The organism is Cellulosimicrobium funkei (assembly GCF_900155925.1).
Lineage (GTDB): Bacteria > Actinomycetota > Actinomycetes > Actinomycetales > Cellulomonadaceae > Cellulosimicrobium > Cellulosimicrobium funkei.
The window spans coordinates 107,847-129,339 of sequence record NZ_FTMI01000008.1; the positions used below are offsets into that span (position 1 = coordinate 107,847).

General features: G+C 75.8%; 18 protein-coding genes. 12 read left to right on the forward strand and 6 right to left on the reverse strand.

The window, feature by feature from the left end; genetic code table 11:
• Nucleotides 1–74 precede the first annotated feature (74 nt).
• A complete protein-coding gene (locus BXA05_RS17760; protein WP_170963198.1) occupies nt 75–944 on the forward strand; it encodes a DUF4328 domain-containing protein in 870 nt (289 codons plus the stop codon).
• 49 nt (nt 945–993) lie between these two features.
• On the opposite strand, the gene BXA05_RS17765 is transcribed toward BXA05_RS17760, so the two are convergent.
• On the reverse strand, nt 994–1,584 hold the full coding sequence (locus tag BXA05_RS17765; protein ID WP_076406496.1) for a TetR/AcrR family transcriptional regulator: 591 nt from the start codon (nt 1,582–1,584) through the stop codon (nt 994–996).
• A 102-nt stretch (nt 1,585–1,686) separates the two neighbouring features.
• Here BXA05_RS17765 and BXA05_RS17770 point away from each other — a divergent pair, with 102 nt between their 5' ends.
• Together BXA05_RS17770 and BXA05_RS17775 are read left to right on the forward strand one after the other, a co-directional pair.
• Nucleotides 1,687–2,097 (forward strand): hypothetical protein, encoded by a 411-nt coding sequence (locus BXA05_RS17770; protein WP_061267555.1) that lies wholly within the window; start codon nt 1,687–1,689, stop codon nt 2,095–2,097.
• A 42-nt stretch (nt 2,098–2,139) separates the two neighbouring features.
• Nucleotides 2,140–2,505, forward strand: coding sequence for an Imm51 family immunity protein (locus BXA05_RS17775; RefSeq protein WP_076406498.1), 366 nt, complete (start codon nt 2,140–2,142; stop codon nt 2,503–2,505).
• 79 nt (nt 2,506–2,584) lie between these two features.
• On the opposite strand, the gene BXA05_RS17780 is transcribed toward BXA05_RS17775, so the two are convergent.
• Nucleotides 2,585–3,490, reverse strand: a complete 906-nt coding sequence (locus BXA05_RS17780; protein WP_143311200.1) for an MBL fold metallo-hydrolase — start codon at nt 3,488–3,490, stop codon at nt 2,585–2,587.
• Nucleotides 3,491–3,611: 121 nt separating this feature from the next.
• On the opposite strand from BXA05_RS17780, the gene BXA05_RS17785 reads away from it, so the two are divergent.
• The 4 genes from BXA05_RS17785 (at nt 3,612) to BXA05_RS17800 (ending at nt 8,404) form a co-directional block, all read left to right on the forward strand.
• Nucleotides 3,612–6,446, forward strand: a complete 2,835-nt coding sequence (locus BXA05_RS17785) for an FtsK/SpoIIIE family DNA translocase (protein ID WP_206154329.1) — start codon at nt 3,612–3,614, stop codon at nt 6,444–6,446.
• Nucleotides 6,447–6,509: 63 nt separating this feature from the next.
• Complete coding sequence (gene pgsA, locus BXA05_RS17790; protein WP_076406501.1) at nt 6,510–7,139, forward strand: CDP-diacylglycerol--glycerol-3-phosphate 3-phosphatidyltransferase; 630 nt, start codon at nt 6,510–6,512, stop codon at nt 7,137–7,139.
• The gene (locus tag BXA05_RS17795; RefSeq protein WP_076406503.1) at nt 7,136–7,672 is read left to right on the forward strand and encodes a CinA family protein; all 537 of its coding nucleotides are present in this window, start codon (nt 7,136–7,138) and stop codon (nt 7,670–7,672) included. The genes pgsA and BXA05_RS17795 overlap by 4 nt, the downstream gene beginning before the upstream one ends.
• A gap of 390 nt (nt 7,673–8,062) precedes the next feature.
• A complete protein-coding gene (locus BXA05_RS17800) occupies nt 8,063–8,404 on the forward strand; it encodes a helix-turn-helix domain-containing protein (protein ID WP_021483863.1) in 342 nt (113 codons plus the stop codon).
• Nucleotides 8,405–8,455: 51 nt separating this feature from the next.
• Here BXA05_RS17800 and BXA05_RS17805 read toward each other — a convergent pair whose 3' ends face one another.
• Nucleotides 8,456–9,295 (reverse strand): DNA-formamidopyrimidine glycosylase family protein, encoded by an 840-nt coding sequence (locus tag BXA05_RS17805; RefSeq protein ID WP_061267560.1) that lies wholly within the window; start codon nt 9,293–9,295, stop codon nt 8,456–8,458.
• A 44-nt stretch (nt 9,296–9,339) separates the two neighbouring features.
• Nucleotides 9,340–14,304, reverse strand: a complete 4,965-nt coding sequence (locus BXA05_RS17810) for an Lhr family helicase (protein ID WP_076406504.1) — start codon at nt 14,302–14,304, stop codon at nt 9,340–9,342.
• Between the two features lie 167 nt (nt 14,305–14,471).
• Here BXA05_RS17810 and BXA05_RS17815 point away from each other — a divergent pair, with 167 nt between their 5' ends.
• The 5 genes from BXA05_RS17815 (at nt 14,472) to BXA05_RS17835 (ending at nt 19,721) form a co-directional block, all read left to right on the forward strand.
• Nucleotides 14,472–14,705, forward strand: a complete 234-nt coding sequence (locus tag BXA05_RS17815; protein WP_076406506.1) for a DUF3046 domain-containing protein — start codon at nt 14,472–14,474, stop codon at nt 14,703–14,705.
• A 102-nt stretch (nt 14,706–14,807) separates the two neighbouring features.
• Nucleotides 14,808–16,994 (forward strand): alkaline phosphatase family protein, encoded by a 2,187-nt coding sequence (locus tag BXA05_RS17820; protein ID WP_076406508.1) that lies wholly within the window; start codon nt 14,808–14,810, stop codon nt 16,992–16,994.
• Entirely contained in the window at nt 16,991–17,791 is an 801-nt protein-coding gene (locus BXA05_RS17825; protein ID WP_076406510.1) for an MBL fold metallo-hydrolase, read from the forward strand. Before BXA05_RS17820 ends, BXA05_RS17825 begins: the two co-directional genes overlap by 4 nt.
• Before the next feature lie 209 nt (nt 17,792–18,000).
• On the forward strand, nt 18,001–19,113 hold the full coding sequence (recA, locus tag BXA05_RS17830) for a recombinase RecA (RefSeq protein WP_034655657.1): 1,113 nt from the start codon (nt 18,001–18,003) through the stop codon (nt 19,111–19,113).
• Nucleotides 19,114–19,229: 116 nt separating this feature from the next.
• Nucleotides 19,230–19,721 carry a regulatory protein RecX gene (locus BXA05_RS17835; RefSeq protein ID WP_244550509.1) on the forward strand — a complete coding sequence of 164 codons (492 nt, stop codon included), beginning with the start codon at nt 19,230–19,232 and terminating at the stop codon, nt 19,719–19,721.
• An 87-nt stretch (nt 19,722–19,808) separates the two neighbouring features.
• Here BXA05_RS17835 and BXA05_RS17840 read toward each other — a convergent pair whose 3' ends face one another.
• Both BXA05_RS17840 and BXA05_RS17845 read right to left on the reverse strand, forming a co-directional pair.
• The gene (locus tag BXA05_RS17840) at nt 19,809–20,714 is read right to left on the reverse strand and encodes an amino acid ABC transporter permease (protein WP_076406512.1); all 906 of its coding nucleotides are present in this window, start codon (nt 20,712–20,714) and stop codon (nt 19,809–19,811) included.
• Nucleotides 20,711–21,400 carry an amino acid ABC transporter permease gene (locus BXA05_RS17845; RefSeq protein ID WP_021482422.1) on the reverse strand — a complete coding sequence of 230 codons (690 nt, stop codon included), beginning with the start codon at nt 21,398–21,400 and terminating at the stop codon, nt 20,711–20,713. The genes BXA05_RS17840 and BXA05_RS17845 overlap by 4 nt, the downstream gene beginning before the upstream one ends.
• Nucleotides 21,401–21,493 lie beyond the last annotated feature (93 nt).

Genomic DNA, 21,493 nt, shown 5'->3' on the forward strand with positions numbered 1-21,493 from the left:
CCCGCGTCGGACCGGTCTCCGCCCAGGTCGGGGCGCCAGTATGCTGGCGCCCCGACCAGCGCAGGAGGCACCCTTTGACGCATCACGACCCCTCCGGGGTCCCGCCCTACGGACAGTCCGGCGGCCCCGTCCCCGGTCAGCCTTCGGCGTCCGGCCGGCCGGTACCGCAGTACGGCGCGTACGGCACCGCGCCCGTGCCCGCGTACGGGCGGGCGGCGCCCCCGCCCGCGGGCTCCTCCGCGCTGACGCCGCCCTCGGCACCCGTGTACGGGCAGCCGACGGCCCCGGCGTACGGCGCGTACGGCGGCGGGTACGGCTACGTCCCGCGACCGCCCGTCCCCGGGGGCCTCGCGACGGGGACGATCGCGCTCGCGGTCGCGGTCACCGCCGTGCAGGTGCTGGCCTGGGTCACGTCGTTCGGCGCGGCCGAGGAGTTCGAGCGCGCCGCCCGCGCCGGCACCCCGAGCGCCGAGGTCCTCACCGGGTACGACGCCGTGGGCCTGCTGCTCCTTCCCGTCCAGCTCGCCGCAGCGATCGTGACGTGCCTGTGGCTGTGGCAGAGCCGCGTGCTCGCCGAGGCCGTGTCGCCCGCGCACGGGCACGCGCGCAGCCGGGTGTGGGTCTGGCTCGGGTGGATCGTGCCGGTCGTCGCGTTGTGGTTCCCGTACCAGGTCGTGCGCGACGTGCGCGCCGCGACCGTCGTCGCCCCGCGCCGCGGCCTCGGGTGGTGGTGGGCCGGGTGGCTCCTGTGGAGCGTCGCGACGAACGTCGCCACGCAGCTGACGACGCTCTCCTCGGCCGGTGCGGCCGGGACCTTCGCGCTGCTGCCCGTCGCGGAGACGGTGGGCACCGCGGGCCTCGTCCTCGCGCTCGTCCTGTGGGTGCGCACGGTCCGCGAGATCACCGCGGGCCAGCGCGCCGTCACGGGAGTCGACGCCCGGTGACCGCGCGTGCGCTCGCCGTGGGCCGGCGGACGGGCCTGCTGCTCCCGGCCTAGGTGTCGGCGTCGCGTCGCACGAGCCCGGGACCGACGGCGGCGAGCGTCGCGGCATAGCGGGCCGCACGGGCGTCGTCACCGCCGGGCACGAGGCCCGCGAGCTCGAGCGAGACCAGGCCGTGCACGAGCCCCCAGAGGCCGAGCGCGACGTCGGCGGCACCCGCGTCCTCGGGGACGAGGCGCGCGACGGCGTCGCGCAGCACGCGGAACGTGGGCTCCTCGACCGCCTCGGGCCGGTCCGGCCCCGGCCGGACGCCGCGCGCGAACATCACGGCGTAGAAGTGCGGGTCGGCCAGCGCGAAGTCGCGGTACGCGCGACCGAGGGCCGCCAGGTCGGCACCGGGGTCGTCGGTGCGGGGGACCGTGGCGAGGTGTGCGGCGAAGCGCCGGAAGCCCTCCGCGGAGACGGCGGCGACGAGCTCGTCGCGGCTGCCGAAGAGCGCGTAGACGGCCGACGCGCTCGTCCCGGCCTCGGTCGCGACCGACCGGACCGTCACCGCGGCCTCCCCGTGCGTGGAGACGGCGCGCGACGCCACGTCGAGGAGGCGGTCGCGCAGGGCGTCGTCGTGCAGTCGGGGTCGTGCCACGCGCCGAGTCTAGGGGCCTTGACGAGCGTTCGCGAACGATGTTCTATAACAGTGTTCGCAAACCGGTGCGCGAGCTCTCGCGCCGCTCCCTCGGAGGTCCCCGTGCTCGAGCTCACCGACGCCGCCCGCCTCACCGCCGGCATCGTCCTTCTCACCGTCGTCGGCATCGAGTCCGGCGGGGCCTTCCTCGTCCGGGTCGTGACACGGCGGGTCCCGGCCACCGCGTTCCAGACGTCGTTCTTTCGCGCCGGGCACGCGCACGCGGGGGTTCTCGTCATCCTCGGTCTGGTGTGCCTACTCCTCACGGAGGCCACGGGCCTCGCCGGCCCCTGGCGCTGGCTCGCGGCGACCGGCGTGCTCGTCGCGGCGATCCTGCTCCCGGCCGGCTTCTTCCTGTCGGCCGTCGGCCCCGGTCGCGAGACGCCGAACCGGGCCGTCGCACTGCTGCCCGCGGGGGCCGTCGTCCTCGCGGCGGGCGTCGTGACGCTCGCCGTCGGCCTCTTCCTCGGCTGACCGCGGGACTGCGCCGTGGGTGCTGCCCGCTACGGTTCCGGCATGACCACCGCCGAGGACTTCGTCCCGCTCGACCCCGTCCGTCTCGTCACGCTGGCCCAGGGGTGGAGCATCGTCTACTCGCCCGGCGGGCCGGAGTGGCACCACCACCAGGGTGCGCTCGAGCGGCACGGCGTCGAGGGCTCGGGCTACGACTTCTCCGGCGCGCTCCAGGCCACGCTGACCGACCACGAGCCGGACGTGCTGGGGGCCGTCGGGTTCGACCCCGAGGGCGGCATGGTGAGCGTCTACGGCTCCGACCTTGACGCCCTGCACGTCGCGGCGCGGCACCTGCACCGCCTCGTCACCGACGAGCAGGCCCTCGACGCCGCGCTCGCCCGGTCGGTCGAGCTCGGCCTCGACGACTGAGCGCGGAGCGCGGCGGGTCCAGGAGGCCTCGTGTCGTCGGACGCCGCTCCGCGATCCGGGCACGACCGCTCGGGCGGCCTCAGCGCGCGCGCAGCGCGGCGAGCTGCTCGTCGTGCCACGTCGCGACGTAGCCGGTGAGCCGGTCGTCGGCCACCACGGCGTCCGTGTGCACGACCGCGTGCTCCAGCGCGTCGAGGTAGGCGCGGTCGGCCGCGAAGCGCGCGGCGACGGCGGCACGGCCGACGGCCGGGCTCCCGTGGCCCGGGACGAGCGCGTCGACGTCGCGCGCCGCGAGCTCGAGCGCGTCGAGCGCCCCGCGGTACGTGCGCACCGGGTCGCGCGACCCGGTGTCGACGAGCGGCACCTCCACGTCCGAGAGCATGTCGCCCGCGAGCAGCACGCCCCGCACGACGAGCGCCGCGTGGCCCGGCGCGTGGGCGTCGTGCTCGACCACGACGACGTCGGTCTTCCCGTCGGCCTGCGCGTCGGCTCGCTCCTCGGCCTGCCCGGGGTCCGGTGCTGTCGGCCACGGCAGGTGTCGTGCGCCGCGGGGGAGCGGCGTGAGCGCGCCGACGAGCGTCGGGTCGTGGCCGGGCGCGGCGGCGTCGGTCGCGGTGACCAGGTCCGCTCCCCGCGCCCGGACGGCGTCGGCGCCGCGGGCCGTGGCGTAGCGTGGGGCGTCGCCCAAGGAGCGGGACCACAGCACGTGGTCCCAGTGCGGATGGGTCGCGAACCCGGCCGTCACGCGCCAGCCGCGGCCGTGGATGGCGGCTGCCAGCGCCTCGACCTCCTCGACCGTGACCGCGGGGTCGACGACGAGCGCCGCGCCGTCGGGCGCGACCACGACCGTCGACGTGGTGGCCCAGATCGTCGCGGTGGCCACCCAGACCCCCGGGCGGACCTCCACGAGGTCGCGCGCGTGCGCCTGCTCGCCGTCCGTGGTCGCGTCGGCGGTGCTGCGCCGCACGCCCGCGTGATCGTCCATCGGTCCTCCGCTCGTCCTCGCGGGACCGGGTCGCGGGCCCGTGCCCGAACCCCGGTCCGCCGGGGACACGCGCCCCGGGGTCCCGGGCGCCGTCGTCCCCCGCAGGTAGGTTAGGACCACTATGGCGACCCGCACGTCCCCGCAGGCACGTCGGACCGCGAGCAACCGCACACCAGCGCCCCGCACCGCGGCGCGCGGCGGTTCGTCCACGGCCCGCGGCACGTCGCGCGCCGGAACCGGTCGCGGACGGTCCTCCTCGTCCAGCGCGCGCCGCCCGGCGCGTCGCCCGGCGGCAGGGCCGCCGTGGCCCGTCCGGGCGGTGCGGGGGGTCTGGCTCGGCGCCGCGCACGGCGTGGGATCGCTCGTGCGCACCATCGGAAGAGGAGCAAGAGAGCTGGACCCGGCACACCGGCGCGACGGCGTCGCGTTCACCCTCATCGCCCTCGCGGTCGTCGTCGCGGCCCGCGAGTGGTGGGGCATCCAGGGCACGTTCGGCAAGGTCGTCCACGGCGTCGTCGCGGGGACGTTCGGTCTCGCCGGCGTCGCGGTCCCGGTCCTGCTGCTCTGGCTCGCGGTGCGCATCATGCGGCACCCCGAGCGCGCCCAGGCGAACTCGCGCGTCGCGATCGGGCTCACGCTCATCGTCGTGTCCGTGTGCTCCCTCGTGCACATCTCGGAGGACCTGCCCGCGCCGCGCGACGGCTTCGCGGCGGTGCAGGACGCGGGGGGCATCGTCGGCTACCTGGCGGCGACACCCGTGACCGCCGGGCTGACACCGTGGTTCGCCGTGCCGATCTTCCTGCTGCTCGGGTTCTTCGGGCTGCTCGTCGTCACCGCGACGCCCGTGCACCGCATCCCGAGCCGGCTGCGCGGCCTCTACGACGTGCTGACCGGCAACCACCGCACCGAGGACGACGCGCTCGACGAGGACGGGCTCCCGCTCGCGGAGGGCGTCTCGCGCCACGACGGCAGCGAGCCGCCGACGGGTCGCCGACCGCGCAAGCCGCGGCGCACCAAGGCGCAGCGCGCGGCGGAGGCGGCCGAGATCGAGAAGCCCGAGGGCGGCTTCTCGGGCGACGAGGCCTTCGAGACGGCCGCGTTCCTCGACTACGAGGACGACGTGCCGCGCGGTCGGGGGAAGAAGCGTCGCGCGGAGGAGCCGGCCGCCGGTACCGCTGCCACGGAGGTGGTCCCCGCCGTCGGGCAGGGGGCCGCGCAGGACACGGCGGCGGCCGCGATGGGCGCGGTCGCGCCCTCCCCGGAGGACGGCGTCGGCAGCGTGCCGCCGCCCCCGCCCGGCCCGATGCCACGGGGCGTGCAGCCCATGCTCGAGGGCGACACGGTCTACCTGCTCCCGGACGAGGACGCGCTCGTCAAGGGCGCGCCGCACAAGGTGCGCTCCGCCGCGAACGACCGCGTGGTCGAGGCGCTCACGCAGACGTTCGAGCAGTTCGAGGTCGACGCGAAGGTCACCGGGTTCACGCGCGGCCCGACGGTCACGCGCTACGAGGTCGAGGTCGGGCCCAAGGTCAAGGTCGAGCGCATCACGTCGCTGTCCAACAACATCGCGTACGCGGTGGCCAGCGCCGACGTGCGCATCCTCGCGCCGATCCCCGGCAAGTCGGCCATCGGCATCGAGATCCCCAACACGGACCGCGAGACGGTCGTGCTCGGCGACGTCCTGCGGTCGTCGGCCGCGCGGCGCACCGAGCACCCCATGGTCATGGGCGTGGGCAAGGACGTCGAGGGCGGCTACGTCGTCGCGAACCTCGCGAAGATGCCGCACATCCTCGTCGCGGGCGCGACGGGCGCGGGCAAGTCGAGCTTCATCAACTCCATGATCACGTCGATCCTCATGCGCTCGACGCCGGAGCAGGTGCGGCTCGTGCTCGTGGACCCCAAGCGCGTCGAGCTGACGATCTACGAGGGCATCCCGCACCTCATCACGCCCATCATCACGAACCCGAAGAAGGCCGCGGAGGCCCTCGACTGGGTCGTCCGCGAGATGGACGCCCGCTACGACGACCTCGCCGCGTTCGGGTTCAAGCACATCGACGACTTCAACGCCGCCGTCCGCGCCGGCAAGGTCAAGCCGCTGCCCGGCTCCGAGCGCAAGATCGCGACGTACCCGTACCTGCTGGTCGTCGTCGACGAGCTCGCCGACCTCATGATGGTCGCCCCGCGCGACGTCGAGGCCTCGATCCAGCGCATCACGCAGCTCGCGCGTGCGGCAGGCATCCACCTGGTGCTCGCGACGCAGCGACCGTCGGTCGACGTCGTGACGGGCCTCATCAAGGCGAACGTGCCGTCGCGGCTCGCGTTCGCGACGTCGTCCCTCGCGGACTCGCGCGTCGTGCTCGACCAGCCGGGCGCGGAGAAGCTCATCGGCCAGGGCGACGCCCTGTTCCTGCCCATGGGCGCAGCCAAGCCCATGCGCGTGCAGGGCGCGTGGGTCTCGGAGTCCGAGGTGCACGCCGTCGTCGAGCACGTGAAGAGCCAGCTCAAGCCCGTGTACCGCGAGGACGTCACGCAGGCGGCCACGAAGAAGCAGATCGACGAGGACATCGGCGACGACCTCGACCTGCTGCTCCAGGCGGCCGAGCTCGTCGTGACGTCGCAGTTCGGCTCGACGTCGATGCTTCAGCGCAAGCTGCGCGTCGGCTTCGCCAAGGCGGGTCGCCTCATGGACCTCTTGGAGTCGCGCGAGATCGTCGGCCCGTCCGAGGGGTCCAAGGCCCGCGAGGTGCTCGTGACGCCCGAGGAGCTGCCGTCGGCGCTCGCCCTCATCCGGGGCGAGCCCGCGCAGGACGTCTTCGACGGCCAGGCGCCCGCCGCGGCCCCCGCGCCGTCGGCCGCAGGGGGCGGCCACGACTACGGCGAGGGCACCGACGGGCACATGCCCCCGGCCGCGACGGAGTACCACGACGGCGCCGACGTGGAGTCGGGCTGGCGGTGACCCGGGCACCCGGTGGTGCCGCCGACGGTCGGCGCACCCCGGACGACCCCCTAGGCTGGTGACGTGGTCAACGCCGTCCCCTCGCCGTGGAACTCCGCGAACCTCGTCACCATGGCGAGGATCCTGCTCGTCCCGTTCTTCGCGTGGGCGCTCCTCGTCGACGGCGGGGAGTCCGTCACGTGGCGCCTCGTCGCGACGGGCATCTTCGTCCTCGCCGCCACGTCGGACCGCCTCGACGGCTACCTCGCGCGGCGCTACGACCTCGTCACGGACCTGGGCAAGCTCCTCGACCCCATCGCCGACAAGCTGCTCGTGGGCACCGCCCTCGTGCTGCTCGCGTGGCCGCTCGGCGAGCTGCCCTGGTGGGTTCCCGTCGTCGTGCTCGCGCGCGAGCTGGGCGTCACGCTCCTGCGGTTCGCCGTCCTCAAGTACGCGGTCATGCCCGCGTCTCGCGGCGGGAAGCTCAAGACCGTCCTGCAGACCGTCGCGATCACGCTCTTCGTGCTCCCGCTCGCGCACCTGCCGGCGTTCGTCGGCGTCGTCGCGTGGATCGTGCTCGCCGCGGCCATCCTCGTCACCGTCGTGACCGGGCTCGAGTACGCGTACCAGGGCTGGCGGCTGCGCCGCGACGCGGTGCGCGCGGCCCGGGTCGTCGAGCGCGGCCCGAGCGCGGACGGCGCCCCCGTCTCGTGACCGCCGCTCCGGTCTCGCCGGGGAGCTCGTCGGTCACCGGCCCGGACGTCCGGCCCGACGTCGTCGAGCTGCTCGGCGCTCTGGAGGCGCGCGGGTGGACCCTCGCGACGGCCGAGTCGCTCACGGGCGGCCTGCTCAGCGCGACGATCGTCGACGTGCCCGGCGCCTCGCGCGTGCTCCGGGGCGCCGTCGTCGCGTACGCGACCGACGTCAAGGAGTCGGTCCTCGGCGTCGACGGCGGCCTGCTCGCCGCTCACGGGGCCGTGCACCCGGAGGTCGCGCGCCAGATGGCCGAGCGCGTGCGCGGCGTGCTGGGGGCCGACGTCGGGATCGCGACCACGGGCGTCGCGGGTCCCGACCCGCAGGACGGCCAGGATCCGGGCACCGTCTTCGTCGCCGCGAGCGGACCGGGGGGCGCGGAGGTGCGAGAGCTGCACCTGGCGGGCGACCGCGCGGCCGTCCGCGCCGCCACCGTGGCCGCCGCGGTGGCGCTCGCGCGCGCGGCGTTCGGACCCCGGCCGCCGACGGCGTGACGATGCCCCCTGCCGGGTGAAATCGTCGGCGGGAGCGTCGGCCGCCCGGCCGGGCGTGGACCGGGCCGGAGGCGTCGTGGAGACGTCGTGAACGTGCCGCGGGGGAGCGGCCGGGAGGCCCGGCGCGGGAACAACACCCCACGTCGCGACGTTGCACAGCACGTGATCGCCAACAGGACCGTCAACCGACCGGTGGGACGCACGGACAACGCGCCCGCGCCCCGTCCCGCACGGGGCACCGGCGACGTGAGCGGCCCGCGGGCGGGGTACGGTAGGACGACCCCGTCACGCGGGGCAGTGAACAGGAAGACCGGCACGAGCAGTTCGCGCACCCGGGTGGGGGCCTCTCCGGCTCCCGGGGGCGCACGGGACACGGAAGGGGGTCGCCAGATGATTGTTCTTCGACGAGAGATCGGGGACGTGCTGCGAGACGCTCGCCAGCGACAGGGGCGCACCCTGCGAGAGGTGTCCTCCGCCGCACGGGTCTCGCTGGGCTACCTCAGCGAGGTCGAGCGCGGTCAGAAGGAAGCGTCGTCGGAGCTCCTCGGCTCGATCTGCGAGGCGCTCGACATCCCGATGTCGTTGGTGCTGCGCGAGGTCAGCGACCGGGTCGCCGTCGCCGAGGGTCTGCTGATCCCCGACACCATCCCGGCCGACTTCGCGACGGCCGTGCTGGGTCGCCAGCATCCCGAGGGCACGGCACGCCGCGAGGACCTGCAGCCCGTCGGCTGACGGTCGGGCCGGCACCGGCCGCACCGGGAGCGGGGGCAGCGACGCCGGCCGTCATCCTGCTGCGGGCGGTGCCTGGCAGGTCGGACACCAGAAGATCGGACGGTCGTACGGGGGCTCGTTCGCCGTACCTTCCGCGACAGGCGTGCCGCACACGTGGCACGCCTTTCGTGTGCGCCCGTGCACGTGCCGCACGACGCCGGCGCGCGGGTCGAACCCGTGCCGCACCGTGCGCTGCATGAGCGTGCGCGCCGTGAGCAGGAGGCCCTCGAGGTCCTCGACGTCGCGGACGGGCGTCCACGGGTAGACGTGCTCGGCGAAGAGCGACTCGGCCGTGTAGATCGTGCCGATGCCGGCGACGAGGTGCTGGTCGAGCAGGGCCTCCGCGACGGGCACACCCGTTGCGGCCCGCTCCGGCCGGTACCGGGGGCCGCTCCCGCCCGCCGCGTCGTCGGCCCGCATCCGCGCGGCCGCCTCGGGCAGCCCGGTCTCCGGGAAGTCGTCGCCGAGCACGTCGGGCCCCAGCGGCCCGACGATCACGCGCTCGTCCGCGGTGCGCAGCACGTGCAGCATGCCGATCCGGTTCCCGACCGCCGTCCACCACTCGTTCGCGAGGACGACGCGCACGTTCGGCTCCGCCCCGCGCGCGTCGTGCGTGCCCGTCCGGGCGAGCCGCCACGACCCCTCCATGCGCAGGTGCGTGTGCAGGGACCGGCCGTCGTCGAACCGCGTGAACAGGTGCTTCCCGTAGGCCTGGTTCCCGACGACCGTCCGCCCGACCAGGTCGATCTCCGCGGCGCTCGGCCACCGCAGGTCCGAGCGGACCAGCACCCGGTCCTTGAGCGCCTCGTCGAGCCGGGCCGAGACGAGACGCAGGATGTCACCCTCGGGCACGCGACCGCCCTCCGTGGTCGGGGGCGCGCGACGACCGCTGCACGTCAGGCCGCCCGCAGGCCGCGCGGCGTCGCGCGGAAGCCGGCGTCGAGCAGCGCGCGCACCGCGTCGTCCGCCGGGGTCCGGGTCGTGCCGGCGCCCGCGAGGGCCTCGACGCCGTCGACGCGCTGCACCACGATCTTCCCGAGCGTGCCCGCCCGCACGGCGCGGACCAGCGCCGCGCTCGCCTCGGCGAGGCGTGGGCCGTCCACGAAGGACAGCACGGACCGCCCGCCGCGCTCGACGTAGAGCGCGAGGTCGCCGTCGCTCAGCACGACGACGGCGCCCGCCTTGCGGCCCGGGCGGTGACCGCGCGAGCCCTCCCCGGTCGTGCCGTCCGTGCCGGGCGCGCCCGGTCCGGTCGACGGGCGGGCGGGCCACGGCAGCGCCGCGCCGTAGGGGTTCGCCGGGTCCGTCGCGGCGAGCAGCACGGCGCCGGGACGAGGACCGCCGCGCGACGTCCGCGCGTCGGGGAGCGGGGCGAACGGGTCGGTCGCGGCCGCCGCGGCGTCGGCCTCGAGCGCGCGCTCGCGGTCCTGCGCGTCGGTCCGGAGCTGGTCGACCGCGCCGGGGAGCGCGAACTGCGAGCCGCCGAGGTGCTCGACGAAGTACCCGCGCCGCGCCGCACCCGTGGCCTCCAACTCGCTCAGCACGCGGTACACCGCGCGGAACGACCCCGCGACGCCCTCGGCGGGCGCGACGGCGCGCGTGAGCACGCCGTGGCGGTCGAGCAGGACGCGGGCGAGCGCGTGCGCCCGGCGGGTGGGGTCGGGCTCGCGTGGCGGCAGCGCCGACCACCGCCCGGCGCCGCCGCGCAGGACCGTCTCGGGCGACGTCGGCGGCCGCAGGCCCGCGAACCGGCCGCGCGCGAGCGGCCGGGCCCGCGCCGGGGCGCGCGGCGCGCGGTGGGTCCCCCCGGCGGCGCCGAGCCGTGCGCGCAGCGACCCGAGGCCGTCGTTCGTCACGTGGCCCGACCACACGAGGTCCCACAGCGCCTCGAGCGTCGGGACGGTCTCCGCGCCCGCGCGCTCGGCCAGCCGCGGGAGGAAGTACCCGCCCGAGCCCTCCAGCAGGTCGAGCAGCGTGGCATGGAGGCCGGTCTGGGGCGCCGGGCCCGGGTCGGGCAGCGTGAGCGGCGCCCACTCCGCGAGGTGCAGGCTGACGAGACCGTCGCCGCCGCCCGAACCGGGCAGCGGGGCGTGCCCGCACCACACGACCTCGCCGGTCGTCGTCAGCTCGTCGAGCATCGTCGGGGTGTAGTCGCTGACGCGCGCCGGGAGCACGAGGGTCTCGAGCGCCGACGCGGGGACGGCCGCGCCCGAGAGCTGCTCGACGACGCGCAGCAGCCCGTCGACGCCGCGCAGCGCGCCGAGACCCTGCCAACGCGGGAGGAAGACGCCCAGCGTCTCGGCGGGGACGGGCTCCACCTCGGCGCGCAGCGCAGCGAGCGAGCGCCGGCGCAGGACGCGCAGCACCTCGGCGTCGCACCAGTCGTCGCCCGTGCCGCCGATCGCCTCCGGCCGCAGCCGCCCGCGCACGACGAGCCGGGCCGCCTCGAGCCGCTCGAGCGTCTGCACGACGACGGCGACGCCCAGCCCGAGACGTGCGGCGAGGTCGGCGGCCGTGAACGGGCCGTGCGTGCGGGCGTGGCGGCGCACGAGATCGCCGAGCGGGTCGGGGACGGGCTCGGTGAACACCTCGGGGATACCGACGGGCAGCGCGACGCCGAGCGCGTCGCGCAGGCGGCCGGCGTCCTCCACGACCGCCCACTGCTGCGCACGCTCGGGCGCGACCCCCGCGAGCCGCACGGGCATGATGCGGCGCGCGGCCTCGAGCTCGCGCAGCCAGGCCGCGACGTCGGCGCGCACGTCCTCGCGGGTCCGCGCCGCGACCTCGGCCTCGGTGAGCGGGCCCAGCCGGCGCAGCACGTCCCACACGTCCTCGGCGTGCCGCGCCTGTCGCTCGGGCGCGAGCGCGCCGAGCTCGGCCTCGGTCCGCTCGATCTGGGCGGGGTCGAGCAGGTCGGCGAGCTGGGCCGCGACGCCGTCGCCGCCCAGGAGCTCGGCGAGGAGCGTGGGGTCGAGCGACAGCGCGGCGGCGCGGCGCTCCGCGAGCGGGGCGTCGCCGTCGTAGAGGAACTGGGCGGTGTACCCGAAGAGGAGGGACTGCGCGAAGGGCGACGGCGTCGGGGTCGTCACCTCGACGAGGCGCACGCGCCCGGCGGCGAGGTCGCGCATGAGGTCGGTGAGCGCCGCGACGTCGAAGTCGTCCTGCAGGCACTCGCGCGCCGCCTCGAGGACGATCGGGAACTCCGGGTACTCCGACGCCACCGACAGGAGCTGCGCCGAGCGCTGCCGCTGCTGCCACAGCGGCTGGCGCCGGTCCGGACGACGCCGGGGCAGCAGGAGCGCGCGGGCGGCGGCCTCGCGGAACCGTGACGCGAACATCACCGACCCGCCGAGCTCGTCGCGCACCGCGTCGAGCACGTCGTCGGGGTCGAGGAGCAGGTCCTCGACGCCGACGACGGGCGCGTCCCCGCAGAGGCCGCCCGAGCCGTCGGTCGCTCCCTCGAGCCACGAGTCCCCGGTGTCCGGGAGCCGCAGGACGATGCCGTCGTCGGCGTGCATCGCGGCGGCGTCGACCCCGTAGCGCTCGCGCAGGCGCGCGGCGAGCACGAGCGCCCACGGCGCGTGCACCTTCGCGCCGTACGGCGAGTGCACGACGACGCGCCAGTCGCCGAGCTCGTCGCGGAAGCGCTCGACGACGACCGTGCGGTCGTCGGGGACGCGCCCGGTCGCGTCGCGCTGCTCGCGCAGGTAGGCCAGCAGGTTGTCGCTCGCCCACGCGTCGAGGCCTGCCGTGCGGAGCCGGTCGGTCGCCGCGTCGGGGTCGGTGGCGGCGAGCGCGTCCGTCTCGCGCACCCACGCGCCGAGCGCACGGCCGAGCTCGGCGGGGCGGCCGGGGGAGTCGCCCTTCCAGAACGGCAGCCGCCCCGGGATGCCCGGCGCGGGCGTGACGAGCACGCGGTCGGGCGTGATGTCCTCGATGCGCCACGTGCTCGACCCGAGCGTGAACGTGTCGCCGACGCGCGACTCGTAGACCATCTCCTCGTCGAGCTCGCCGACGCGCTTGCCGCCGCGCGGGGCACGGCCGCCCGCGGTGTCCGGGTCGCCCGCGACGGTCCCGGTCCCGGCGTCCGTCGCGAGGAACACGCCGTACATCCCGCGGTCGGGGATCGTGCCGCCGCTCGTCGCGGCGAGCCGCAGCGCGCCCGGCCGCCCGGTCAGCCGGCCCGACGCGCGGTCCCACACGATCCGCGCGCGCAGCTCGCCGAAGTCCTCGCTCGGGTAGCGGCCCGCGAGCATGTCGAGGACGGCGTGCAGCGACGCGTCGCCGAGGTGCGCGTAGGGCTCGCTGCGCCGCACGAGCGTCGCGAGCTCCGCGACCGTCCACTCGTCGACCGCGACCATCGCGACGACCTGCTGGGCGAGGACGTCGAGCGGGTTGGCGAGCACGTGGAGCTCCTCGATGCCTCCGGAGCGCATGCGCTCGGCGACGACCGCCGACGGCACGAGGTCGCCCCGGTGCGTGGGAAACACCACGCCGTGCGACACGGCCCCCACCTGGTGGCCCGCGCGCCCGATCCGCTGCAGTCCCGACGCGACCGAGGGCGGCGCCCCGACCTGGACGACGAGGTCCACCGCGCCCATGTCGATGCCGAGCTCGAGGCTCGACGTCGCGACCACCGCGGGCAGCCGGCCGTCCTTGAGCTCGGTCTCCGTGCGCGTGCGCTCGGCCCGGCTCATCGACCCGTGGTGCGCGCGGGCGATGACGGGCTCGACGCCCGAGCTCGCGCCCGACTGCGCCTGCACCTGCGCCGCGGTGACCGTGCCCGGGTCGAGCACGTCCTCGCCCTGACGCTCGGCCCACAGCTCGTTCATGCGCGCCGTGAGGCGCTCCGCTCCGCGGCGCGAGTTCGTGAAGACCAGCGTGGAGCGGTGGTCGGTGACGAGGTCGACGACCCGCTCCTCGACGTGCGGCCAGACCGACGGGCGCGGCGGCCGGACGTCGGGCGCGCCCGTCGGGCGCGACGTCGCCGGGCCAGTGAGGTCGCGCTCGCCGGGGGGCAGGGGCGGCAGGCCGCCGTCCGACCGCGACCCGGCGTCCGGCACGAGCGCCGCCGTCCCGAGGTCCGAGAGGTCCGGGACGGGCACGACGACGTCGACCTCGATGCGCTTGCTCGACGGCGGCTGCACGACGACGACCTCGCGCCCGCCCTCGGCCTCGGGCCGGTGCCCGCCCAGGAAGGTCGCGACCGCCTCGACGGGGCGGACCGTGGCCGAGAGCCCGACGCGCTGCGCCGGGGGCCGCTCGTGCGCCTCGAGCAGCGCGTCCAGGCGCTCGAGCGACACGGCCAGGTGAGCGCCCCGCTTGGTGCCCGCCACCGCGTGGATCTCGTCGACGATCACCGTCTCGACGCCCACGAGCCCCGCGCGCGCCTGCGACGTCAGCACGAGGAACAGCGACTCGGGCGTCGTGATGAGGATGTCCGGCGGGTGCGTGGCGAGCCGGCGGCGCTCGCTCGTGGGGGTGTCCCCGGTGCGCGTGCCGACGACGACGTCCGGCACGTCGAGCCCGAGCCGCACCGCGGCCTGGCGGATGCCCGCGAGCGGCGAGCGCAGGTTCCGCTCGACGTCCGCGGCGAGCGCCTTGAGCGGCGAGACGTAGACGACGCGGCAGCGCGCCTCGCGTGCCGGGGCCTCCTCCGGGGGCGCGGCGAGGATCCGGTCGAGCGACCAGAGGAACGCGGCGAGCGTCTTGCCCGAACCGGTCGGGGCGACCACGAGCGCGTGCCGGTCGCTCGACACGGCCTCCCACGCACCGGCCTGGGCGGCGGTCGGCGCGTCGAACGCGCCCGAGAACCACGCGCGCGTGGGCGCGGCGAAGCGGGCGAGCGGGTCCGAGGTCACGCGCCCATTCTGGGGGTGCCCACCCACACGCGCCCGCCGCAGCGTGCCGGCGCCCCGGCGGCCCGCCCGTGCGCCTCGGTGACCGGGTGCGAACCCGGGCGACGCGGTGCGGCCCGCGCGTCCCGGCGCGCGACCGGGCGGCCGCGGATCCGTGCAAGGCTTGGTCCGTGCGCTACCGCGAGTTCTCCGAGCTGGTCGACGAGGTGTTCGGCGAGGCCCTGGGCCGCGCCTACGTGCGCGAGCAGGTGCTGTCCGCGCTCGACGACCGGACCGCCGCCCAGGCGCTCGAGGACGGGGTCGAGCCGCGCGTCGTCTGGCACGCGCTGTGCGACGCGCTCGACGTGCCCGACGCGCGGCGCTGGGGGAACGACGACCACCGCCAGGCGCCGCCGCGCCGCTGACCGGCCCGGCCCCGACCTGCGCGGCCCAAACCTGCCCCGACCTGCCCGGAACCCGGGGACGCCCGAGGGGCGCACCCTGCCGCGTCCCGCGATGATGGCGGCATGAGCGTTCCCGCCCGCGGTCGGCTCGCCGCGCTGCGCCTCACCGCCGCCGACGTGCGCGGCGCGGCCTGGTCGCTCGTCTCGACGGCGGCCGGGCTGGGGCTCGCGATCTGGGTCGTCCCCGGGGTCGAGGTGACCAACCCCTGGTCGCTCGTCCTCGCGGCGCTCGCGGTGGCGGTGGGCGACGCGCTGCTGCGCCCGGTGCTGCGCGGGGTCGCGCGCCGGTCCGGCGTGGTCGGCGCGCTCGTGTCGGGCGTGGTCGCCCAGGTCGCGGTCGCGTGGGCGGCGCTCACCTACCTCCCGGGGTTCCGCAGCGGGACGTGGACCGACGTCCTCGCCGTCCTCGTCATCGCGGCCGTGCTCATGGCGCTCGGGCGCTGGGTCGTCGGGGCGAGCGACAACGAGTACGTGATCGGGGACCTGCTCCGGCGCGCGCGGCGCCAGGCAGGCGTGCCCCGTGGAGCCGCCGCGGGCGCCGCCGCGGAGCGCCCGGCGGGCCTGCTCGTCGTCCTGCTCGACGGCGTCGCGCGCCCCACGCTCGACTACGCCCTCCAGGCCGGCCTGGCCCCGACGGTCGCGCGGTGGCTCGGCGACGGCAGCCACCACCTCACGACGTGGTGGGCCCGCGTGCCCGCGACGACGCCGGCCTCGACCGTCGGGCTCCTGCACGGGTCGACCGAGCACGTCCCCGCCTTCCGGTGGTGGTCGCGCGCGCTGGGGAGGCTCGTCGTGACGAACCGGCCCGCGGACGCGGCGGCGGTCGAGGCGCGCACGAGCGACGGCGCGGGTCTGCTCGCGGGCGGCGGCGTCGCCGTCTCGACGATGTTCTCCGGGGACGCGGCGACGAGCCTGCTCGTCATGAGCCGGGCGCGCGAGGGCCTGGGGCCCGGGCAGATGTTCGTGCACTTCTTCGCGAGCCCGTTCGTCCTCGTGCGCGCCGTGGTCGTCGCGCTCGGCGAGCTGCTCAAGGAGCTGTACCAGGGCTGGCAGCAGGCCGTGCGCGGCGTCGAGCCCCGCGTCTCGCGCCTCGGCTGGTACCCGGTGCTGCGCGCCGTGACGAACGTCGTGCTGCGCGACCTCAACACGACGCTCGTCGCGGAGCAGCTCGTGCGCGGGGCGCCCGTCGTGTGCGTCGACCTCGTGGACTACGACGAGATCGCGCACCACGCCGGGCCGCTGCGGCCGGAGTCGCTGCGCGCGCTCGAGGGCCTGGACCGCGTCGTCGGGCTCTGGGAGCAGGTCGCGGCCGTCGCGCCCCGGCGCTACGACGTCGTCGTGCTCTCGGACCACGGGCAGTCGCTCGGCCCGACGTTCGAGCAGGTCACCGGGCGGTCCTTCCTCGACGAGGTGCGACGCCTCATGGCGCTCGACCCGCCTGGCGACGGCGCTCTTGCGGACGACGACGGCCGCGCGCGGGACGGCGCCGGGTCCGCCCGGGGCGAGGGCCGGCGTCGGGCGACGGCCCCGGACAGCGAGGCGTGGGGCCCTGCCAACACGGCCCTCAACGCGCTGCGTCCCGGGCAGCCGGACGCGCAGGCGGGCCGCATGCTCGTGGGTCCGGACCGCTCGGAGCGCCGCGCCGACGCCGCACCCGCCCTGCCCGAGCTGCCCGAGGTCGCGGTCGTCGGGTCGGGCAACCTCGGGATGGTGTGGTTCCCGCGCGAGCCGCGGCGCCTCACGGGCGACGAGGTCCGCGCCCGGTGGCCCGCGCTGCTCCCGGGGCTCGTCGCGAACCCCGCGGTCGGCGTCGTCGTCGAGCGAGGCCCGCGCGGGGAGGTCCGGGCGCACGGCCGGGGCGGCTCGCGCGACCTGCTGACGGGCGAGGTCGTGGGCACCGACCCGGTCGCGCCGTTCGGGTCGCGTGCGGCGGCGGACCTCGTGCGCGTCGCCGGGCTGGAGGACGCCGGGGACCTCGTGCTCGTCTCGAGCGTCGACGAGGTCGGGATGGTGCACGCGTTCGAGGGCCTGGTCGGGTCGCACGGCGGCCTCGGCGGGGCGCAGAACCAGGCGGTGCTGCTGCACCCCGCGCACCTCGCGGTGCCCGACGACGAGCTCGAGGACGTCGACGGCACGCCGATGCTCGTCGGGGCGGAGGCGGTGCACCGCCGGCTCGTCGCGTGGCTCACCGACCTGGGGGTACGGCCGCCGGTGGCCGAGGACGCGTCGGGCCGGGGGAGCGGCGCGTGAGCGTCACCGTGACGTGGCTCGGCCACTCGACCGCGGTCCTCGACCTCGCCGCGACCGCCGGCGGCCCGACGGCGCGGCTCGTGACCGACCCGCTCCTGCACCGGCACGCGGGGATGCTGCGCCGGCGCGGCGAGCAGCCGGCCCCGGTGTGGCGGGGCGGCGACGCCGTCCTGCTGTCCCACCTCCACCACGACCACGCCGAGCTGCGGTCGCTGCGGCTCCTCGGCGACGTGCCGGTCCTCACGGCGCCCGCCAACGCGCGGTGGTTGCGCGGCAAGGGGCTGCGCGGCGTCGGGCTGGGCGACGAGTGGCACGCGGTGGGCCCGCCGGGGGCCGGGGTCGAGACGCGGCTCGTCACCGCGGTGCACGGGCACCGGCCGATGCCGCACCGGCCCAACGCCGCGAACGGTCACCTCGTGCGGACCACCGGTCCCGACGGCCTGCGCGTGTGGGTGGCGGGCGACACCGAGCACCACCCCGGGATGGCGCACCTCCCGGCGCTCGCGGGCGGTCCGGTGGACGTGGCCCTCGTGCCGGTCGGCGGGTGGGGACCGAGGCTCTCGGGCGGGCACCTGGGCCCGGTGCAGGCCGCGCGGGTGTGCGCCGAGGTCGGGGTGCGGGTCGCGGTACCGGTGCACTGGGGGACGCTGCACGCGCCGGGCGGCCAGCACCTGCCGCGCGGCTGGATGGACCACGCGGGCGCGGCGTTCGAGGCGGCCGCGCAGCGCGAGGCGCCCGGGACGCGGGTCGTCGTGCTGCGGCCCGGCGAGTCGTGGTCCGCGGACGACGACGAGTGAGCCCGCGAGTCGCGGACACGCCGGGGCGGGTTCCGTGATCGAACACGTGTTCGGCTAGAGTTGTGCACAGGGCGCGCTCCGGCGGGCTCAGGACGCCGGTCCGGCACGACGGTCCCCAGGTCCGGGGCTCGTCGGCACCGCGTGTCGGTGGCTGCCCGTAACGTCGGGCCACAACGAACAGATGGACGTCGAACCGAAGGTGGACTGACATGCCCGCACCCGCAGACCGCGAGAAGGCGCTCGAGGCAGCCCTCGCCCAGATCGACCGGAGCTTCGGCAAGGGCTCCGTCATGCGCCTCGGCGAGGAGGGCCGTGCCCCCGTCGAGGTCATCCCCACGGGCTCCATCGCGCTGGACATCGCGCTCGGCATCGGCGGCCTGCCGCGCGGGCGCGTCATCGAGGTGTACGGCCCGGAGTCCTCCGGAAAGACGACCGTGGCGCTCCACGCCGTCGCCAGCGCCCAGCGCGCCGGCGGCATCGCGGCGTTCATCGACGCCGAGCACGCCCTCGACCCGGAGTACGCCAAGAAGCTCGGCGTCGACACCGACGCCCTGCTCGTCTCCCAGCCGGACACGGGGGAGCAGGCGCTCGAGATCACGGACATGCTGATCCGCTCGGGCGCGCTCGACATCATCGTCATCGACTCCGTCGCGGCCCTCGTGCCCAAGGCGGAGATCGAGGGCGAGATGGGCGACAGCCACGTCGGTCTCCAGGCCCGCCTCATGTCGCAGGCGCTGCGCAAGATCACCGGTGCGCTCAGCGCGTCCGGTACGACCGCGATCTTCATCAACCAGCTCCGCGAGAAGATCGGCGTGTTCTTCGGCTCTCCCGAGACGACGACCGGTGGCAAGGCGCTGAAGTTCTACGCCTCGGTCCGTCTCGACATCCGCCGCATCGAGACCCTCAAGGAGGGCACCGACGCGGTCGGCAACCGGACCCGCGTGAAGGTCGTCAAGAACAAGATGGCGCCGCCGTTCAAGCAGGCCGAGTTCGACATCCTCTACGGGGTCGGCATCTCCCGCGAGGGTGGCCTCATCGACATGGGCGTGGAGCACGGGTTCGTGCGCAAGTCCGGGTCGTGGTTCACCTACGGCGGCGACCAGCTCGGGCAGGGCAAGGAGAACGCGCGCTCGTTCCTGCGCGACAACCCCGACCTCGCGAACGAGCTCGAGAAGAAGATCAAGGAGAAGCTCGGCGTCGGGGCCAAGGTCGACGCACCGGCCGACCCGGCCGCCGGCGTGACCGTCGCGGCCGACGCCGCCGTGGCCGCTCCGGCCAAGGCGACCGCCGCGGCCGGCAAGGGGAAGAAGTCGCCGTTCTGATCGGCGAGCAGGACGGGGTCGAGGGCGCCGAGCCCGTCGACCCGTCCGCGGAGGACGACGGGCGCCGCTCCGGCCGCAAGGCCGGGCGGCGCCCGCGCCCGTCGCTGCACGAGCTCGTGGAGCGCGGCGAGATCAGCGACGCCGACCTCGCCGAGCGTGCCCGCGAGACCGTCCTGCGCATCCTCACCGCGGCCCCGAAGAGCCGCGCGGAGCTCACGCAGTCGCTCGCGCGCAAGGGCTACCCGGAGCACGTCGTGCTGCCCATCCTCGACCGCTTCGAGGAGGTCGGGCTCGTCGACGACGCGCAGTACGCGGAGATGATCGTCCGCACGCGGCACGCCGAGCGGGGGCTGTCCCGCCGCGCGATCTCGACCGAGCTGCGCCGGCGGGGGATCGACGGCGAGGTCGGCGCGGCCGCGCTCGAGCAGGTCGACGACGACTCCGAGGCGGACGCCGCCCTCGCCCTCGCGCGGGCACGTCTCGCCAGGACCCGCGGCCTCGACCGCGACGTGCGCATGCGACGGACGGTCGGCGCGCTCGCCCGCAAGGGGTACAGCCCCGGGCTGGCGTTCGAGATCGTGCAGCGCGAGCTCGACGCGGAGGAGTGACCGCCCCGCGGACCCGGTCGCGGACCGGCGGGCCGCTCGGCGGCAGCGGCCCGCCGCCCGCCACTGACCGGGCGGGCGACGGGTGCGTCAGCGCGCGGTGGACACGGCCGGCGCCTCGTCCGCGGGACCGCCCGCGACGGCTGTCGGGTTGCCGATGCCCGGTCCTGCAGCCGTGGCGCCCGCGGTGCGCCCGCTGAGGAAGCGTGAGAGCCACTGGGCCAGGGCGGTCAGGGCGTAGTTGATGACGATGAAGATGACCGCGGCGACCGTGAGGGTCTGCAGGGTGTTGCCGAAGGCCGTGCCGAGGATCTGCGCGGCCCGCAGCAGCTCGGGGTACGTGATGATCTGCCCGAGCGCGGTGTCCTTGAGCACGACGACGAGCTGGGACACGAGCGCGGGCAGCATCGCGATGAGCGCCTGCGGGAGCTGGATCGACCGCAGGGTCTGCCCGCGCGTCAGGCCGATCGCCACGCCGGCCTCTCCCTGGCCCTTCGGCAGGTTGCCGACGCCGGACCGGACGAGCTCGGCGATCACCGAGCCGTTGTAGAGCACGAGGGAGATCACGACCGCGAGGAACGGGGCGTCCGGGACCTTCTGCAGCCCCAGCAGGAGCCAGAAGAAGATCATCATGAGGAGCACCGGCACGGCGCGGAAGAACTCGACGACGACACCGCACGCCCAGCGCAGCGCGCGCACGTGCGAGAGCCGGCCGGAGCCGAAGACCAGCCCGAAGATCACGGCACCGACGATCGCGAACCCGGCGGCGCGCAGCGTGTTCTGGAGGCCCGGCAGGAAGAAGTTCTCCCACGCGTTGGCGGTGAAGACAGGACCCCACTGCTCCCACGAGAGCTGGCCCTTGCGTCCGAGCTCCAGCAGCACGAGCACGGCGATCCCGATCACGATCACGGCGCCGATCACGTTGCCGACGGCGATCGCGCGCCGGGCCCGGGGCCCCGGGGCGTCGAAGAGGACGGACTGACGCGGGGCGCTCATCGGCGGACCGCCAATCGGGTCGAGAGCGAGGTGGTGAGCAGGCCGATCGGGATGACGAGGATCACGTAGCCGATCGCGAAGGTGAGGAAGATCGCGTAGATGTAGTTCGAGTTGAACTCGATCATCGTGCGCATGAGGCTCGACGTCTCCGTCGTGACGCTCGCGGCGGCCGCCACGGTGGAGTTCTTCAGCAGCGCGATGAGGGTGTTGCCGAGGGGGGCGATGGCGCCGCGGAACGCCTGCGGGAGGATGACGAGGCGCGCGGCGGGAGCGAAGGACAGGCCGATCGCCCGCGCCGCCTCGGCCTGGCCGATCGGCACCGTGTTGACGCCCGAGCGGATCGCCTCGCACACGAAGGCGGCGTGGTAGACGGTCAGGCCGATGACCGCGAACCGGAAGAAGTTCGTCGGGAAGTCGGGGGACAGGCTGATCTGCAGCTGGGTCCACACCGCGAGGACCATGAACGTCATGATGATCGTCAGCGGCGTGTTGCGCAGGAGGTTCACGTAGGTCGAGCCGGCCCACCGCAGGCTCGAGACGGGGGAGATCCGCATGAGCGCGAGCGCCGTGCCGAGGATCAGGGAGAAGATCGCAGCCCAGAACGTCAGCTGGATGTTCACCCAGAACGCGCCGAGCACGTCGTAGGTGCTGAGGAGCTCGGTGAACTGGGAGAGGTAGTCACCCACGGTTGGTCATCCTCCGGGAGGGCGTGGTCGTGGACCGACCGGACGAGGCCGGGGAGCGGAGCGCGGCACGCCGCGCTCCACTCCCCGGCAGAG

Coding starts and splice junctions, on each gene's coding strand:
- BXA05_RS17775 (WP_076406498.1), top strand. CDS start 2,140: ATGACCACCGCCGAGGACTTCGTCCCGCTCGACCCCGTCCGTCTCGTC.
- BXA05_RS17785 (WP_206154329.1), top strand. CDS start 3,612: ATGGCGACCCGCACGTCCCCGCAGGCACGTCGGACCGCGAGCAACCGC.
- BXA05_RS17800 (WP_021483863.1), top strand. CDS start 8,063: ATGATTGTTCTTCGACGAGAGATCGGGGACGTGCTGCGAGACGCTCGC.
- BXA05_RS17820 (WP_076406508.1), top strand. CDS start 14,808: ATGAGCGTTCCCGCCCGCGGTCGGCTCGCCGCGCTGCGCCTCACCGCC.
- BXA05_RS17840 (WP_076406512.1), bottom strand. CDS start 20,714: ATGAGCGCCCCGCGTCAGTCCGTCCTCTTCGACGCCCCGGGGCCCCGG.
- recA (WP_034655657.1), top strand. CDS start 18,001: ATGCCCGCACCCGCAGACCGCGAGAAGGCGCTCGAGGCAGCCCTCGCC.
- BXA05_RS17780 (WP_143311200.1), bottom strand. CDS start 3,490: ATGGACGATCACGCGGGCGTGCGGCGCAGCACCGCCGACGCGACCACG.